This window comes from Congregibacter brevis (genome assembly GCF_045689245.1).
GTDB classification, from domain to species: domain Bacteria; phylum Pseudomonadota; class Gammaproteobacteria; order Pseudomonadales; family Halieaceae; genus Congregibacter; species Congregibacter brevis.
The window spans coordinates 415,042-431,450 of the sequence record NZ_CP136865.1 but is presented as its reverse complement, the minus strand read 5'-3'; the positions used below and the strand labels follow the sequence as shown (position 1 = coordinate 431,450).

Annotated in this window: 16 protein-coding genes; 7 read left to right on the top strand and 9 right to left on the bottom strand. The window is 55.1% G+C overall.

What is annotated here, in order from left to right; all coding sequences use genetic code 11:
- The first annotated feature begins 19 nt into the window (after positions 1-19).
- The 3 genes from hisH to hisF are packed head-to-tail and all read left to right on the top strand — an operon-like array spanning position 20 to position 2,138.
- Complete coding sequence (hisH, locus tag R0137_RS01825) at positions 20-637, top strand: imidazole glycerol phosphate synthase subunit HisH (protein WP_407330052.1); 618 nt, start codon at positions 20-22, stop codon at positions 635-637.
- Complete coding sequence (hisA, locus tag R0137_RS01820; protein ID WP_407328094.1) at positions 631-1,368, top strand: 1-(5-phosphoribosyl)-5-[(5-phosphoribosylamino)methylideneamino]imidazole-4-carboxamide isomerase; 738 nt, start codon at positions 631-633, stop codon at positions 1,366-1,368. Before hisH ends, hisA begins: the two co-directional genes overlap by 7 nt.
- A complete protein-coding gene (gene hisF, locus R0137_RS01815; protein WP_407328093.1) occupies positions 1,368-2,138 on the top strand; it encodes an imidazole glycerol phosphate synthase subunit HisF in 771 nt (256 codons plus the stop codon). The genes hisA and hisF overlap by 1 nt, the downstream gene beginning before the upstream one ends.
- Before the next feature lie 53 nt (positions 2,139-2,191).
- Here the strand turns inward: hisF and R0137_RS01810 are convergent, their stop codons facing one another.
- The 4 genes from R0137_RS01810 to gpmI all read right to left on the bottom strand — a co-directional run bounded on the left by R0137_RS01810 (position 2,192) and on the right by gpmI (position 7,532).
- Positions 2,192-3,163: an alpha/beta hydrolase gene (locus R0137_RS01810; protein ID WP_407328092.1), complete on the bottom strand. Its 972-nt coding sequence runs from the start codon at positions 3,161-3,163 to the stop codon at positions 2,192-2,194.
- Positions 3,164-3,192: 29 nt separating this feature from the next.
- Positions 3,193-4,614 (bottom strand): S41 family peptidase, encoded by a 1,422-nt coding sequence (locus R0137_RS01805; RefSeq protein ID WP_407328090.1) that lies wholly within the window; start codon positions 4,612-4,614, stop codon positions 3,193-3,195.
- A 158-nt stretch (positions 4,615-4,772) separates the two neighbouring features.
- On the bottom strand, positions 4,773-5,969 hold the full coding sequence (locus R0137_RS01800) for a murein hydrolase activator EnvC family protein (RefSeq protein WP_407330051.1): 1,197 nt from the start codon (positions 5,967-5,969) through the stop codon (positions 4,773-4,775).
- Between the two features lie 9 nt (positions 5,970-5,978).
- Positions 5,979-7,532: a 2,3-bisphosphoglycerate-independent phosphoglycerate mutase gene (gpmI, locus tag R0137_RS01795; protein ID WP_407328088.1), complete on the bottom strand. Its 1,554-nt coding sequence runs from the start codon at positions 7,530-7,532 to the stop codon at positions 5,979-5,981.
- A 192-nt stretch (positions 7,533-7,724) separates the two neighbouring features.
- Here gpmI and R0137_RS01790 point away from each other — a divergent pair, with 192 nt between their 5' ends.
- From R0137_RS01790 to secB, 3 genes are read left to right on the top strand one after another with little or no spacing between them, the layout of a single operon-like run.
- A complete protein-coding gene (locus tag R0137_RS01790) occupies positions 7,725-8,141 on the top strand; it encodes a rhodanese-like domain-containing protein (protein WP_407328087.1) in 417 nt (138 codons plus the stop codon).
- A 10-nt stretch (positions 8,142-8,151) separates the two neighbouring features.
- Positions 8,152-8,421 carry a glutaredoxin 3 gene (gene grxC / locus R0137_RS01785; protein ID WP_407328086.1) on the top strand — a complete coding sequence of 90 codons (270 nt, stop codon included), beginning with the start codon at positions 8,152-8,154 and terminating at the stop codon, positions 8,419-8,421.
- Positions 8,422-8,475: 54 nt separating this feature from the next.
- A complete protein-coding gene (gene secB / locus R0137_RS01780) occupies positions 8,476-8,955 on the top strand; it encodes a protein-export chaperone SecB (protein WP_407328085.1) in 480 nt (159 codons plus the stop codon).
- A gap of 35 nt (positions 8,956-8,990) precedes the next feature.
- Here the strand turns inward: secB and trmL are convergent, their stop codons facing one another.
- The 5 genes from trmL to glnA all read right to left on the bottom strand — a co-directional run bounded on the left by trmL (position 8,991) and on the right by glnA (position 14,220).
- A complete protein-coding gene (trmL, locus tag R0137_RS01775; RefSeq protein ID WP_407328084.1) occupies positions 8,991-9,455 on the bottom strand; it encodes a tRNA (uridine(34)/cytosine(34)/5-carboxymethylaminomethyluridine(34)-2'-O)-methyltransferase TrmL in 465 nt (154 codons plus the stop codon).
- Positions 9,456-10,874, bottom strand: coding sequence for a nitrogen regulation protein NR(I) (gene ntrC / locus R0137_RS01770; RefSeq protein ID WP_407328082.1), 1,419 nt, complete (start codon positions 10,872-10,874; stop codon positions 9,456-9,458).
- Between the two features lies 1 nt (position 10,875).
- A complete protein-coding gene (gene glnL, locus R0137_RS01765) occupies positions 10,876-11,922 on the bottom strand; it encodes a nitrogen regulation protein NR(II) (RefSeq protein WP_407328080.1) in 1,047 nt (348 codons plus the stop codon).
- A 232-nt stretch (positions 11,923-12,154) separates the two neighbouring features.
- A complete protein-coding gene (locus tag R0137_RS01760; RefSeq protein ID WP_407328078.1) occupies positions 12,155-12,715 on the bottom strand; it encodes a hypothetical protein in 561 nt (186 codons plus the stop codon).
- Between the two features lie 98 nt (positions 12,716-12,813).
- Positions 12,814-14,220 (bottom strand): glutamate--ammonia ligase, encoded by a 1,407-nt coding sequence (gene glnA, locus R0137_RS01755; protein ID WP_407328076.1) that lies wholly within the window; start codon positions 14,218-14,220, stop codon positions 12,814-12,816.
- A 376-nt stretch (positions 14,221-14,596) separates the two neighbouring features.
- On the opposite strand from glnA, the gene typA reads away from it, so the two are divergent.
- On the top strand, positions 14,597-16,408 hold the full coding sequence (typA, locus tag R0137_RS01750) for a translational GTPase TypA (protein WP_407328074.1): 1,812 nt from the start codon (positions 14,597-14,599) through the stop codon (positions 16,406-16,408).
- Position 16,409: the final 1 nt, after the last annotated feature.

Sequence of the window (16,409 nt, the reverse complement as noted above, 5' to 3'; positions counted from 1 at the left end):
AGCTGTCATTGACTATGGCATGGGCAATTTGCATTCCGTCGAGAGTGCGCTTCTGCATGCCGGTGCTGACGAGGTGATCGTGACCCACGATGCGGATTTGATTCGCAGCGCTGACAGGGTTGTATTCCCTGGGGTTGGGGCGATTCGCGACTGCATGTCCGAGATAAGACGCCTGCACTGTGACAATCTGCTCGATACTGCGCTCCGGGAGCAGCACAAGCCTGTACTAGCGATATGCGTTGGTATGCAGGCGCTGATGCAGCACTCAGAAGAGAACGGCGGCGTTGACTGTTTGGGCTTACTCGAGGGGCAGGTTCGTCACTTTGGCTCGCCGCTTCAAGACCGGGACGGGGGGCGACTCAAGGTCCCTCACATGGGTTGGAACCGTGTTCATCAGGAAAGACCTCACCCGCTGTGGCGAAACATCGCCGATGGCGAGCGCTTTTACTTTGTGCACAGCTATTACGTAGATGCGAGTGATCGTTCGCTGCTGGCAGGCAGCGTTGACTACGGCGTCAAAGCCGATGCTGCGTTGGCGCTGGATAACCTGTTTGCAGTGCAGTTTCACCCCGAGAAAAGCCACAGGGCAGGACTGCAATTGTTGAGTAACTTTTTGAACTGGGATGGAACATGCTGATTATTCCGGCAATTGATCTTAAGGATGGGCAGTGTGTGCGTCTTCGTCAGGGCGAGATGGATGACAGCACGGTGTTCTCTGACAATCCCGTTGCTACTGCGCAGCGCTGGGTGGATGAGGGATGTCGACGTTTGCATCTGGTAGATCTGAACGGTGCTTTTGCCGGCACACCTGTTAATGGCGATGCCGTGACGGCGATTGCGAAAGAGTTTCCTGAGCTGCCCATTCAGATAGGCGGCGGTATCCGCGACCTTGAGACCATCGAGTTTTACCTGAATGCAGGCGTTAGCTACGTCATCATCGGCACCCAAGCGGTGAAGCAGCCGACGTTTGTAGCGGAAGCCTGTGCGGCCTACCCCGGCAAGATTATCGTCGGCTTGGATGCTCGAGATGGCCGCGTTGCCACCGATGGCTGGGCGGAGGTTTCTGCGCTGCAGGCGACGGATCTCGCAAGGCGCTTTGCCGATGATGGCGTCAGTGCCATCGTCTATACGGATATTGCCCGTGACGGCATGATGCAAGGCGTCAATGTAGAGGCAACTCTGGACATAGCGCAGGCGGGAGGTATTCCCATCATTGCATCGGGTGGTATTACCAATATGCGCGATATACGCGCGCTGGCAGCTCTCAATAGCGGAGGTATCATAGGCGCGATTACGGGGCGAGCCATTTACGAAGGCAGCCTTGATCTTGCAGAAGCGCAGCAATACTGCGACGAGAACGCAGCCTGATGGGTCTCGCTAGGCGCATCATCCCCTGCCTTGATGTGGACAATGGGCGCGTGGTGAAGGGCGTGAACTTTGTTGATATCCGTGATGCTGGCGACCCCGTCGAGATTGCAGCGCGCTATAACGATCAAGGCGCCGACGAAATCACATTCCTGGATATCACCGCCAGTCACGAGAACCGTGACACCACGGTTCATATGGTGGAAGCCATTGCGCGGGAAGTGTTTATTCCCCTTACGGTCGGTGGCGGAATTCGCAGCGTCGAAGATATCCGTAGCATGCTCAATGCGGGCGCCGACAAGGTAAGTATCAACACCGCGGCCATTCATGATCCCGACCTTGTGCGTCGCGCCTCTGAGCGATTCGGTGCCCAATGTATTGTGGTCGCTATCGACGCAAAGCGTGTTGACGAGGTTGACGGACAGCCACGCTACGAGATTTTCACCCATGGTGGTCGTAAACCCACTGGGATCAATGCTGTGGAATGGGCGCAGCGTATGGCTGCGCTCGGTGCCGGCGAGATTCTCCTTACGAGCATGGACCGAGACGGTACTCGTGACGGCTTTGAGCTGGGTGTCACTCGTGCGATCACCGACGCCGTTGATATTCCTGTGATAGCTTCCGGCGGCGTGGGCACTCTGAACCACCTAGTTGAAGGAGTGACAAAAGGTGGGGCGGATGCTGTGCTGGCGGCGAGTATCTTCCACTTTGGAGAGTTCACTGTGGGTCAGGCAAAAGAGCATATGGCCCAAGCGGGGATAGAAGTACGCTAAGCCCGCATTAGCACGCTGACGCTCAGTTGCCCGAGGCTCGATGTCTTGTCTTTTTAGTCAGCGATAAATCCGCTGATCAGACTGGCTGTTTCTTCGCTTGTACCCGGCGCTAAAATATCGCCCGTGAGTACATGGGGGCTGAGACTCTCGGGATTCTCTACCTTATGAATTTTCTTCTCATCCGCGGGTAGTTGCTCAAAACCGGCGAGCAATTGGCTGACGGACACCACGTCGTCCTGCGGTGAGTAAACCAACATTGCTTTTGGTGTCTTGGCATCGGGAGTGAGCTCTACCGCCAGATTGACCAGACGCATCATTTCTACGATGGACGCCGTGGGGTAATCCGTGGACCAGTACTTTGCTTGCAGGGGGTTTGCGGCGGTCCAGGATCGACGCTCCCCTAAGATCAGTCGTGTGAGCTGTGGTCCATAGGGGCCCGTAGCAATGCCCGACCCTTCTCCTGCTGGTCCAAAGTTCGGCGATACCAAAATCATGCTGTGGACCGAAGAAAAGTCGGGGTGCCTTGCCATTGCAAGCGCGACCGTTGCACCCGTGGAGGTGCCCATAAGAACAATTTTATCGCCCAGTGCTTTGGCGACAGCGAGAGCCTCGGCGCCATCCTCCATCCAGTCTTCCGCGCGGATGTCAGCCAATTTTTTATCTTCCCGGCCATGCCCCGCAAGGCGGGTTTCAAAAAGATTGGCACCCAGGGCCTGGGCAACCAGCTCTGGCACGGGTGCGATCTCCTGACGAGTTGCAGAGAACCCATGGAGGTATACAAGTACGTACTCACTGCGCGCGCCTGTCTCTGCATTCCAGACAATGCGCTTTTCAGCGCCATCGGTTACGCCATACTGAGTGTCTTCCACAGCTTCCCTTTCACGCAGATAGCCCTCTAAATCATCTGGCACCACAGCCGAAGGCGGGACGGGTGACAGCTCTGGCGGCCTGGTTAGCAAGCCACCTAAGGCGATAGCGAGAACACTCAGTCCAAGGACTGTTAGGACCATTTTTTTACCGGACATCAGCAGCGTTTCTTACCCTTGAGCCTGGATCATGATTCACCGCTGCTGTCTTTAACGGCAGCAGTTTGCTGCCCTTTTGGTAAAGCCTGGGGAGCTCGGGGATTGATGATGTTGATGCCTTTGAGCAGGATGAGTGCTTCGTAAAGTTGGTTGTCTCGCGAGATAAGCCCTTTGCTGGCTTCGGCTTCCACGGCCTCTTGCGTGGTCGTATTGTCCAGGTGACCCGCTAGATCCTTTTCACTCACCCTGCCGGATTCGTCAAAGGTCTCTACCTTAGCGCGCTCCACAATAATGTCGGGCTTGATCCCTTCCGCCTGGATTGATCGGCCGTTTGGAGTGAAGTAACGCGCAGTGGTCAGTTTTACCGCGCGTGAATCAGAGATAGGTAGCACGGTCTGTACGGATCCTTTACCAAAACTTTGGGTCCCCATGACGACGCCTCGAGCATGATCCTGAAGTGCGCCAGCAACGATTTCAGATGCGCTCGCAGAGCCGCGATTGATAAGCACAACCAAAGGTGCTCCATCAGTTATGTCGCCAGCAGCTGCACCATAATTCTGGGCTGCGTTATTCAGGCGGCCCTCGGTGTAGACCACATCACCGCTCTCCATAAAGAGCCCGGCTACGTCAACACTCGCGCCAAGAACCCCGCCGGGGTTGTTGCGAAGATCTAACACCAAACCTTTCAGAGGCTGCTCGGCTAACAATTTCTCGATGGAGGCTTTTACATCATCCCCGGTCTTTTGCTGAAACTGTGAGATACGCAGATATCCAAAACCGGGTTCCAGCCATCTTTCGCGAACACTCGCAACGCGGATAGTGTCGCGAACAAGTGTTACGTCAAAGGGTTCCTGTTCTCCTGGACGACCAATGGATACGACGATTTCGCTGCCTTTTGGCCCGCGCATCTTCTCCACCGCCTTGTTGAGGCTCAATCCCCGAATAGTGACGCCATCGAGTTTGAGTATGACATCGCCAGACTGGATGCCGGCGTCAGTAGCCGGAGACCCATCAATTGGTGAGATGACTTTCAGAAAGCCATTCTCCATGCCCACTTCCAGGCCTAATCCCGAAAATTCGCCGCTTGTAGAGGTTTGCAGGTTTTCATAGGCATCTCGCTCCAAGTAGGCGGAGTGGGGGTCAAGGCTGCTGAGCATGCCCTTAATGGCGTATTCCAGAAGGGTGCTGTCGTCGATTTCTTCTACATACCCCACGCGAATCTGATTAAAAACGTCCGCGAAGGTACGAAGCTCGTCCAGGGGAAGCTCTCCGACGTTACTATCGTCCTGAGCCATGACAGTCGCGGTGTTCCCAAGTAACAGTCCTGCTACACCGGCTAGGAAAATCTGGCGCAGGCCAACCGTTGCACGCTTGTAACCGCGCAAACTTGTGTTACTCGTACCGTTCTCTGCATTAGCTGAGGCGCTAAAGCGAGATCGTAAAATATTCATGGTATGCATAAGGTGACTTTGAAAACCTCGATTCTGGAAACTTCAGTGTAGCCTAATCGGCGGGCACTCCAAGAAGCGCTAAATACCACCTAACTCTCTCTTCATGACGTTTGGTGTTTAACTCTTCCTAACTCGTGTAGCTCAACTCTTCAAAATTTTTAACTACGGCACCACCCCTGGGGGTCTGTGGGTTTTCCGTCTTTGCGTATCTCAAAGTACAGCCCGGCCTCACTTTGTCCGCCACTGTCTCCCACCGTTGAGATGGCTGCTCCGGCGCCCACCCAGTCCCCAACCTCTCTAAGGAGGCTCTCGTTGTGGGCATAGAGACTTAGATACCCCTCTCCGTGATCAATCACCATCAGTAGGCCTGATCCTCGAAGCCAGTCCGCATAAACAACGCGGCCATGGTGGATAGCAGTAACGGTACTGCCCGACTCCGCTTTGAGCCGCACGCCTTGCCAGCGCATCTTTCCCTGGTTCCTCGGGCGACCAAAGCGACTGGTGATACGGCCTTTTACTGGCCAGAGCATGCTGCCTTTTGCGGAACTAAAAGGTTCGACATCGTCTTCAGGGATTAGTTGCGCAAGGGCCGCGTCGATCTCGGCCAGAAGGCCCTCGAGCTGCTCCCGATCCTGCTCTCTGGCCGCTAGCTGAGCCGCATCGCTTTTCAGGGAGAGTTCGATCTCCGCCAGAAGTTTTGAGCGCTCTTTACGTTCTTCTTCTAGTTCCCGTTGCTGTAAGGCTAAAGAGCTCTGCTGTTCCTCGAGCTGGTTTTTCCGCGACTGAAGGTCCGTCTCCAGGGCAACAAGGGAGTTGAGCGTATGCCGATATTCGTCGAGAAGTTTGCTTCTGGCCGCAAGGATGTAGCGATAGTAGGCAAGCATACGGGCCAGCACTTGCGGGTCTTCTTCGGTGAGCAGTAGTTTGAGTTGGTCATTACCGCCGCTTTTGTAGGCCTCTCGAATTTCTGCGGCAACCGCAACTTGCTGAGTAGACGCGGCAGCCTGAAGTCGGGTTTGTTCTATTCGCAGCTTGGAGATTTCGCCTTGGTTACGAGTTATTGCAGAGCGGGTTTTCTGCTGTTGCTCTTTTAGCTGACCCAGAGCGGTTTCACTGCGGCGAAGGTTTGCCTGCAGGGAGCTGCGTTCTTTTTCGCGCCTCGCCTGTTTTGCTGCGATTTGCGCAATGTCTTTCTCAAGCTGCGCTAAGCGTTCGCGGGTTTCCTCGGCGTCTGCACTTGATGTGTTTTGCGCGGCTAAATCGGGAACCACCACGATCGCTAACAGAAGAACTACGCCCAGGGCCCAGATGAATAAGCTCCGGCTCTTCTGCCTAGCTAACGCAGGGGTTCGCACGGTCAATAGTCAGGACTTTCCGTCAGCCGGGATAACCAGGTTACGACCGCTCATTTCCGGTGGTTGGTCCAACGTCATTAGGCTCAGTAGGGTCGGTGCGATGTCCGCCAGAATACCGCCCTTGGGATCCAGCGTAAGGGCATTGTTGCCGATGTACACCAGCGGCACATGCTCCGTGGTGTGCTGGGTGTGTAGCTGGCCCGAATCATAGTCCTGCATTTGTTCACAGTTGCCGTGATCGGCCGTCACCAGCGCCTGACCGTTCACCTCTAACAGAGCGCTCTCCACACGCCCAAGGCACTCATCCAGCGCTTCTACGGCTTGAACGGCGGCATTGTAGTTGCCTGTGTGGCCGACCATGTCGCCATTGGCATAGTTGCAAACTATAAGGTCGTACTCCCGTGAACGAATCGCCTCTACAAGTTTGTCCGTAACTTCCGGGGCGCTCATCGCTGGCTGTAAATCATAGGTTGCCACGTCGGGGGAAGGCACCAATATCCGTGTTTCGTGCTCAAACTCGGCTTCGCGGCCCCCACTGAAGAAAAAGGTCACGTGAGCGTACTTTTCTGTCTCGGCAATGCGTAACTGTGACAGGCCTTTGTCCGCCAGCCATTCACCCAACACGTTAGTGAGAACGCTGGAGGGAAATGCGCAGGCCGCTGGCATATCAGCGGCGTATTCCGTGGTCATGACAAAACTGGCGAGCTCGGGGCGCTCTCCTCGTTCGAAGCCCGTGAAAGTGTCATCCACAAAGGTTTGAGTTAGCTCTCGGGCGCGGTCAGCGCGAAAATTCATGAAAAGCACAGCGTCGCCATCGCTAATGGGGGCCGCTTCACCAATCCGGGTAGGTGCTACGAACTCGTCGTTCTCGTCCCGCTTATAGGCGGCGTGGAGGCCCTCCAGAGCCGACGCCGCGATGTTTTCGGCTTCTCCGCGGGTGAGCAAACTGTAAGCGGGTTCGACTCTCTCCCAGCGCTGATCCCGGTCCATGGCGAAGTAGCGTCCGGTGATCGTCGCGATACGACCGACTCCAAGCTCCTCGAGACAGCTTTCAGCGGCGATAAGCGATTCTTGAGCGCTCCGAGGGGGCGTATCGCGCCCGTCAAGGAACGCGTGCAGGTAAATTTTGCTGGCTCCTCGTGAAGCTGCGAGCTTCAGCGCGGCCAGAATTTGACGTTCGTGACTGTGTACGCCGCCAGGGGACAGCAGCCCCATGACATGCACGGCGCCATTCGCAGCGATTGCCGCATCGATGGCATCACAGTAGGCGGGGTTGCTGTCAAAGGAGCCATCACTGATCGCCTTGTCGATGCGCGAAATACTCTGATAGAGCACGCGCCCCGAGCCCAGACTCATATGACCGACTTCCGAGTTGCCAAATTGCCCCTCGGGCAGCCCCACATCCAAACCGGATGCCGACACCAAGGTGCTGGGAGCGGTGTTCCAAAGACGATCCCATGTGGGAGTGTCGGCATTGGCGATGGCATTGTCCCGGGAGTCCTCGCGGTAGCCCCAACCATCGAGGATGATCAGGACGGTGGGGGATTTTTGCTGTTCTTGCATACTTGTCGTACCCGGCTTGCTGTTCCAATGAGATGGGCAGTCAGGCCGCTTATGCCGGCCTTCTGCGTTTCAAACGAGATTCTACCGATTGTCAGCCACGGGCGCATTTTTCGGGGTGGAGCCTCCTACGGTCAAACTGTATACTTCGCGACCTTTTCGGCCTTCAGGCCTTGTCGGTATACCTACGGGATCATGGAACTTTTTTTAGAATTTGCAGCGCAGCAATGGATTCTCATGGGCGCATTAGCGGCCACGATTGCAATGCTCGTCGCTCATGAAGGACGCAAGTCCGGGCCTGCGCTCAGCCCTCAGCAAGCGATCAACCTCGTTAATCGAGAGGACGGCGTGTTCGTGGATTTGCGAGATGCTGCAGCGTTTAAGCAGGGACATATCGTGGAAGCGCGGCATATTCCCATGTCCAAGCTGCAGGAACGCAGTGCTGAACTTGAGTCTTTCAAGGACAAGCCTGTGGTGCTGGTATGCAAAATGGGACAGCAGGCAGCAACGGCCGGTAAGCAGCTACGCGCTGAAGGCTTTAGTCAGGTTTATAAGATGGCGGGTGGCATGATGGAGTGGTCAAGCCTGCAGCTACCCACCGTAAGCAAGTAGCGATTTGACTATGAGCGCCGACGTCACCCTTTACAGCACTCGATTTTGCCCCTACTGCGTGGCGGCGAAGCGTTTGCTTGATGCCAAAGGGGTGTCTTATCGGGATATTCCGGTAGATGGCGATCCCGAGCTACGACAGCAGATGGCCGCCCAAGCAGGACAGCGGACGGTACCGCAGATATGGATTGGTGACAGCCACGTTGGCGGATATACCGATCTGGCAGCACTCGAGCAGCGTGGTCTGTTGGATAACCTTTTAAGCGGCGCATCAAACGGCTAAAACAGATTATTTTGAACTTAGTTTCAGTTTTATTTTTTAACAGGAGTATCAGCAATGGCTGAAGAACAGGCAGCAGCAACCCAGGAACCGGCGCAGCAACAGTTTGTATTGCAGCGTATTTACAACAAGGATTTGTCTTTTGAGTCTCCGGCTACGCCAGAGGTTTTCAAGAAGCAGTGGCAGCCAAAGGTCAACGTAGATCTGAATACGCGCAGCAACGCGATTGATGAAGAAGGCAACTTTGAGGTTGTACTGACCATCACCGTGACATCAAAAATGGAAGAGGACACTGCCTTTTTGGTAGAAGTTCAGCAGGCCGGTATTTTCTTTATCACTGGCTTTGAGCAAGAGCAGCTTCGCCGAGTACTCGGTACCGCGGCACCGAACATCTTGTTCCCCTATGCCCGCGAGACTATCGACAACTTGGTAGTTAAGGGTGGTTTTCCTGCACTGATGTTGTCACCAGTAAGCTTCGATGCTCTTTTTGAGCAAGCTTTGGCGCAGCAGGCTCAGCAGCAGGCAGCTGCCGAGTAAGGCAAGCTTAGACTGACCAGGCTCCCGGGTACGGCTCAGGCCATGCCCGGGAATCCCTGCTGACGAAGTCCTTCGTACAGCACCAGCGCCGTCGCATTACTCAGGTTCAAGCTTCTACTGTCGGGAAACATCGGTACGCGCAGACAGCGGTGAACCCCAAGCTCATCAAGTATTGTTGCGGGCAGGCCTCGGGTTTCCGGACCAAACAATAAAACGTCACCATCGCTGAAGCTTGCTTCAGTGTAGTTTCGCGTGCCTCGGGTACTGAGTGTCCAGATGCGGGGGTTGTTAAGAGCAGAGGTCATCGCTTTGAGACTTTCGTGTACCCGCACTTTAGAAAACTCACGATAATCCAGACCTGCGCGACGCAGTTGTTTGTCCTCCAGAGTGAAGCCCAGAGGCTTTATCAGATGCAGGGGGCAGCCGGTGTTGGCGCACAGACGCATGATGTTACCGGTGTTCGGAGGTATCTCTGGTTCATACAGCGCGACCTGAAGCATCTAAATGTCGTCACTCTCTAATTCTTTCATCTTCCGCGTGAGGGTGTTTCTACCCCAACCCAGCAGTTCGGCGGCATCGCGTTTACGGCCACGGGTATGCGCCAGCGCCACTTCAATGAGAGCTCTCTCAAAGGCGGGTATAGCATCGCGCAGGATGTGCTGCTTACCGCTGACCAGCTCTGTGCGCGCCCACTGACAGAGCAATTCCTGCCATTGCATCTCTTGTTCTCCGGCAGTTTCCTCGCTGTCGCGGCCGAGCTCAGGTGGTAAGTCAGACAGATGAATCTCTCGGCCTGAGGCCATTACTGTCAGCCAGCGGCAGGTGTTCTCCAGTTGTCGAACGTTTCCTGGCCAGTTGAGCGAGTTTAAGAACTGCTGGGTCTCCGGCAGTAAGATTTTCGGCTGACCGCCCAGCTCCTTCGCCGCCTTCTCAAAAAAGAACTCCATGAGTTTTGGGATATCTTCCCGGCGCTCGGACAGCTTGGGTATGTGGATACGAATAACGTTCAGGCGATGGAATAGATCCTCGCGGAAGTCTCCTTTGCGCACCAACCCTTCGAGGTCCTGGTGGGTTGCGGCGATGATTCGCACATCGGTGCGTTGAGACGTATGGCCGCCGACACGATAGAACTCCCCGTCAGCCAGTACACGGAGTAGTCGTGTTTGTGTTTCTGCTGGCATATCTCCAATTTCATCGAGGAAGAGAGTGCCCCCGTTGGCTTGTTCAAAACGCCCTTCCCGGCGAGCGTTAGCACCGGTGAAGGCGCCTTTTTCATGGCCAAAGAGTTCAGATTCCATAAGGTCTCTGGGGATTGCAGCCATGTTGAGGGCGATAAACGGTGCATCAGCCCGGGGACTGTGACGGTGGAGTGCTTGCGCGACCAGTTCTTTACCCGTACCAGATTCGCCGTTGATCAATACTGTGATGTTGCTGTGCGCCAGACGCCCAATGGCCCTGAAGACCTCCTGCATTGCGGGCGCTTCCCCGATTATTTCCGGGGTTGGAGTGTTGCTGCCTGCTGTTTTAGGCGCGCGTCGTCCTCGCTCGCGGGCCTGCGCCAAGGCGCGCTCGGTGACGGCGACGACTTCATCAATATCAAAGGGCTTGGGCAGATACTCGAAAGCACCCTGCTGATAGGACGCGACCGCGCTGTCCAAATCCGAGTGCGCCGTTGTGATGATGACGGGAAGTTCCGGGTGGTTTTCTCGGATCCGCTGAAGCAGTTCGATACCGTCCATGCCGGGCATACGGATGTCGCTGATTACTACGTCCGGTAGCTCTTCTTCCATACGCGCCAGCATGGACTCAGCGTCGGCAAAGCATTCCCGCTCTATGTCCGCCTGTGTAAGGGCCTTTTCCAGGACCCAGCGTATGGATTGATCGTCATCTACTACCCATACGGAGCCAGAGTTTTGCATGTTAATTTTCCATAGGTAGGTAAATGGTGAAGCAAGTTTCGCCGGGACGGCTCTCGCAATTGAGCAGGCCGCCATGACGGTGAACGATGGACTGAGATATGGATAAACCCAAGCCTGTACCTTCGGCGCGACCACTCACCATGGGTACGAACAATGTTTCGCTGAGAGCTTCTGGTATACCCGGGCCGTTGTCGATAATGTCGATCTGGCAAACTAGGCGGTGACGCTGTTCGCCGATGGTGAATTGCCTTTGAGAGCGACTACGCAAGGTAAGGGCGCACTGAGGTTGGTTCTCTGTGGCTTGGAGTGCATTCCCAACGATATTGAGGAGCGCTTGAATCAACAGGCCACGATCGCCCTTGATCGACGGGAGGCTGGGGTCATAGTCGCGCTGGATCGCCAGGCGCTCCCCAGCTTCTACTACGGCTAGCTGTAAAACATGTTCCAGAATTTCGTGGACATTGAGTGCTACCAACGCCGGTTTTTTGTTGGGTCCTAGAAGCCGGTCGACTAGATCCCTGAGTCTGTCCGCTTCCTGAATAATGATGCTCGTATATTCCTGCAGTGACCCTTCGGGAAGCTCGCGCTCCAAAAGCTGCGCGGCACCGCGAATACCCCCCAGCGGATTTTTTATCTCGTGGGCGAGTCCGCGAACAACGGTTCGAGTTGTCTCCTGAGCGTTCATGAGGTTTTCTTCGCGACTGATGCGCAAAAGGCGATCTACCGGCTGAAGTTCTATTAGGTAAGCCAGGTGCGAAACTTCGCGCATGGGTGCTACTACGATGTCAGCGAAGGTGGGCTTACCGTCGCGCGTGTCGAGGGAGAGCCCTCTGCGCACGATAGCCCGACCCTCAAGCGCTGCCTGATCTAAGGTGGCTCGCCAGGGCACGTCGGGACTCTCGAGCTCGCAGATCATCAGGCCAAGAATTCGTGCTTCGGATAACTGAAGTAAGGCCTCGGCTGCGGGATTGATCATGCGCACGCGATAGTCCGCATCCAGACCAATAATGCCGCTATTGATGTTGTCTATGATGTCTTGCTGGAGCATCGGAGGCGGTTCTACGACCAAGTTGGATCACTGTGCTTGATAATGAAGCAAAAATGACGCCATGTCCTCGCTTTTAAGGCAATGATTAAAACGCTATGTATTGCCTACGCATGGTAATTAGTTAGCGCTCACTAACTTAATGGTTCGATTCTACGAACATAGATCGTACCGTTGTACGAGGTACATGAAGAGTCGTATGCACCAAGATAGTGCGTTCGTTAAACTTTGGCAATTATCGCCCGATGACGGAGGGGCGTAATACGTAGATTCTCACCGTTTCTGACGAGGCAATAAGCTTCCCGTTAGATGTGGTCCGTTGTACTTGAAGATCGTGGGGGCCTCGAAGAGCGCCCTCTACGAACCAGCTGCCGGACGTCTGAGCCTGTCCTTGTACAGCGCCGTCGATAAGCAGTATCAGGCGCTCGCCTCGGCTTAATGCGGGACTGGCCGATGCGCTCACCCCAAAGTTACCAGGCCCCATGGCTATGGTGCTCTCGTTGGCCGGAGACACAATACTTACGACGGGGTCTTCGGCTTCCTGTGATTCAGTAGACGAGCGTGATTCCCGTACTGCGGGTGGGCGAGCCTCGACGGGTGTTGCCGTATTGATGTCTTCGAGTTCGACTTCTTCAACGCTCTGGCCGTTACTGTCGCCGATGACCGCTGGGCTGTCAGTGAACACGACTCCGTTCTCGCTATCGGTCACTTTGTAGATCTGCCCCCATGCATAACTTGCAGGGGTAACAATCAGGGTGGCTAAGGCGATTAGAAAGGCTTGTCTGTAAATGGCCATTGCAGGTCTCCAGGGCATTTGAAACCACCGTAGCAGATCAATGAGCAAAAAAAAGCCCGCTCATCGAGCGGGCTCCTGTGCTGCTGCTCAAAAGCAGATCAGACTGAGTAGTACATATCGAACTCAACTGGGTGTGTGGTCATATCCAGTTTCTCGATTTCTTCAGACTTAAGCGCAATGTATCCGTCGATCATATCGTCGGTGAACACGCCACCCGCTGTCAGAAATTCGCGATCTGCGTCCAAAGCTTCGAGCGCCATACTCAGGCTGGACGCAACCGTGGGAATAGCCTTAGCTTCTTCTGCTGGCAGGTCATACAAGTCCTTGTCCGCCGCGTCGCCGGGGTGAATCTTGTTTTGGATGCCGTCAAGGCCCGCCATCAACATTGCCGCAAAAGACAGGTATGGGTTTGCCGTTGGATCAGGGAAGCGTACTTCTACGCGCTTGCCCTTGGGGCTTGGCTCGTAGGGAATACGGATAGACGCTGAGCGGTTACGTGCTGAGTAAGCGAGCATTACCGGTGCTTCAAAGCCTGGAACCAGTCGCTTGTAGCTGTTGGTGGAGGCGTTTGTGAAAGCATTTAGTGCGCGGGCGTGCTTAATGATGCCGCCAATGTAGTACAGCGCAGTCTCAGACAATCCAGAGTATCCGTCACCGGCAAAAACGTTCTCGCCATCTTTGCTGATGGACTGGTGTACGTGCATACCAGATCCGTTGTCGCCTACCAGAGGCTTGGGCATGAACGTCGCGGTCTTGCCATAGGCGTGAGCCACGTTGTGCACGCAATACTTCAGAATTTGTACTTCATCAGCCTTTTCGATGAGCGTGTTGAACTTAACGCCGATCTCACACTGTCCAGCGGTGCCCACTTCGTGGTGATGAACCTCAATGGGAAGCCCCATCTGCTCCATCGCGGCACACATAGCGGCTCGAATGTCGTGGAGGGAATCAACGGGTGGTACGGGGAAATAGCCGCCCTTAACGCCCGGACGGTGACCGATATTGCCGTCATCGAAGCTGTGATTCGATGCCCATGCAGCTTCTTCTGAGTTGATAGAGTAGCCGGCGCCAGACATGTCGGCATGCCACTTCACATCGTCAAACACGAAGAATTCAGGCTCGGGTCCAAAGTAAGCAGTGTCGCCAATACCTGTGGACTTGAGGTATTCCTCAGCGCGATGAGCAACAGAGCGAGGATCACGCTCATAGCCCTGCATAGTCATGGGCTCGACAATGTCGCAACGCAGGATCACGGTAGTGTCGTCGGTAAACGGGTCCAGAACGCTGCTGTTGTCATCCGGCATAAGAATCATGTCGGACTCGTTAATACCTTTCCAGCCCGCAATGGATGAACCGTCAAACATTTTGCCGCCGTCAAAAAAGTCTTCGTCGACTTCGCTAGACGGGATCGAGACGTGCTGCTCTTTTCCGCGGGTATCGGTGAAGCGCAGGTCTACCCAACCGGCTTCGCTTTCTTTAATCAGGTTCAGAGTCTTCTCTGACATTATGGGTCCTCCAGTTGGGAAAGTTGGTGCTACACACGCCGGGAACTCAGGCCCCCGGGGGGTATGCACCTTAACAGTAAAAGTGCCTTAGGAAACAGCAAGACCTGTGCCACTGCGATGCCGATTCCAGTTGATTGATATATATACATTTTTGTTCATACGTGAGCCCGACAAACGGCAATTTGCGGCGTCTTGGTGCGCAATAGCACCAAATTGGTGCGTCGCACAAGTTTTGGGCATGCAAGGTGTGCATTGTGCCGCCTCAATCCGCTGTGCAGGCTTGCAATCCGCCGCTATAATCGCGGCCTTTTTTAGCCCCCCATCCTTTTAAAGAGCTGCCGGATAACGCTTACTGCGCCGGGGCCGGACTATCGCCGTGATCGAAAAACTTCGCAACATCGCCATTATTGCCCACGTAGACCATGGTAAAACCACACTGGTCGACTGCCTCCTCCGGCAGTCCGGAACCCTCGACCGTCGCAACGCCGACGCCGAGCGCATCATGGACTCCAATGATCAGGAGCGGGAGCGCGGCATTACCATCCTGGCCAAGAACACGGCCATCACCTACGGCGATCATCGCATCAATATCGTGGATACCCCGGGGCACGCAGATTTTGGTGGCGAGGTGGAGCGCGTACTTTCCATGGTCGACTCTGTATTGTTGCTGGTCGACGCGGTTGACGGCCCGATGCCGCAGACGCGCTTTGTAACCTCCAAGGCATTCGCGCAGGGGCTGCAGCCTATTGTTGTGATTAACAAAGTTGACCGCCCTGGTGCACGACCTGACTGGGTAGTCGATCAGGTGTTTGATCTTTTTGATGCCTTGGGCGCGAGCGAAGAGCAGCTAGACTTTCCCATTATTTATGCGTCTGCCCTTGAGGGTATTGCCGGCCTTGATCATGAGGACATGGCGACAGACATGACGCCACTGTTCGAAACTATTCTTGAGCAAGTGCCGGCTCCTGATGTTGACGTCGATGGGCCGCTTCAGCTGCAGGTGAGTGCTTTGGACTACAACAGCTATGTGGGCGTTATCGGGGTGGGGCGTATTACCCGCGGTGTACTACGACCCAACACGCAGGTGGCGGTGATCGATCGCGAAGGCGGGCGGCGAAATGGTCGTGTGCTGAAGGTCATGGGTTACATGGGTCTCGAGCGCATTGATACCAACGAAGCCTCTGCGGGAGATATTGTCTGCGTGACGGGTATCGAAGAGCTGAATATCTCCGACACGCTTTGCGATCCCGCGACTCCCGATGCCTTGCCTCCCCTGAGCGTTGACGAGCCCACGGTGAGCATGACCTTTCAGGTTAACGATTCACCCTTCGCCGGTAAGGAGGGGAAGTACGTGACTTCCAGAAATATCGCAGAGCGCCTCGAAAGGGAATTGATCCACAACGTAGCCCTACGGGTCGAGCCCGGCGACAGCCCTGACAAGTTCAAGGTATCGGGTCGCGGCGAACTACACCTCTCGGTGCTGATCGAAACCATGCGACGCGAAGGTTTTGAATTGGGTGTGTCCCGTCCGGAAGTTATCCGCAAGGAAGTTGACGGTGAGATCCATGAGCCTTTCGAAGAGCTGGTCATCGATTGCGAGGACCAGCATCAAGGCGCGCTTATGGAGGAGCTGGGTGCTCGCCGCGCGGAGCTCAAGAACATGAGTCCTGACGGAAAAGGTTGGACCCGATTGGAGTTCGTCGTGCCGGCCCGTGGCCTGATTGGATTTAGATCTCTTTTCCTGACGCTGACATCTGGCAGCGGCACTCTCACGCATATTTTTGATCACTACGGCCCCGTTAAGGATGCGCCGATCAGTCATCGAAACAACGGTGTGCTCGTATCCATGGTCAAGGGAAAGACCCTCGCTTACGGCCTCTTCAACCTTCAGGATCGCGGACGCTTGTTTGTCGATCCGAACATCGAGGTATACGAAGGACAGATCATCGGATTGCACAGTCGTGGCAATGATCTGACGGTCAATCCCACAAAAGCCAAGCAGCTGACAAACGTGCGTGCCTCGGGCACGGACGAAGCTTTGGTTATGACGCCTCCAACACGGCACACCCTCGAGCAGGCGTTGGAGTTTATCGAGGACGACGAACTTGTTGAGGTAACTCCTGAGAGCATCCGCCTGCGTAAGAAGCTTTTGCTGGAGCACGAGCGCAAGCGCGCCTCGCGCGTTTAGA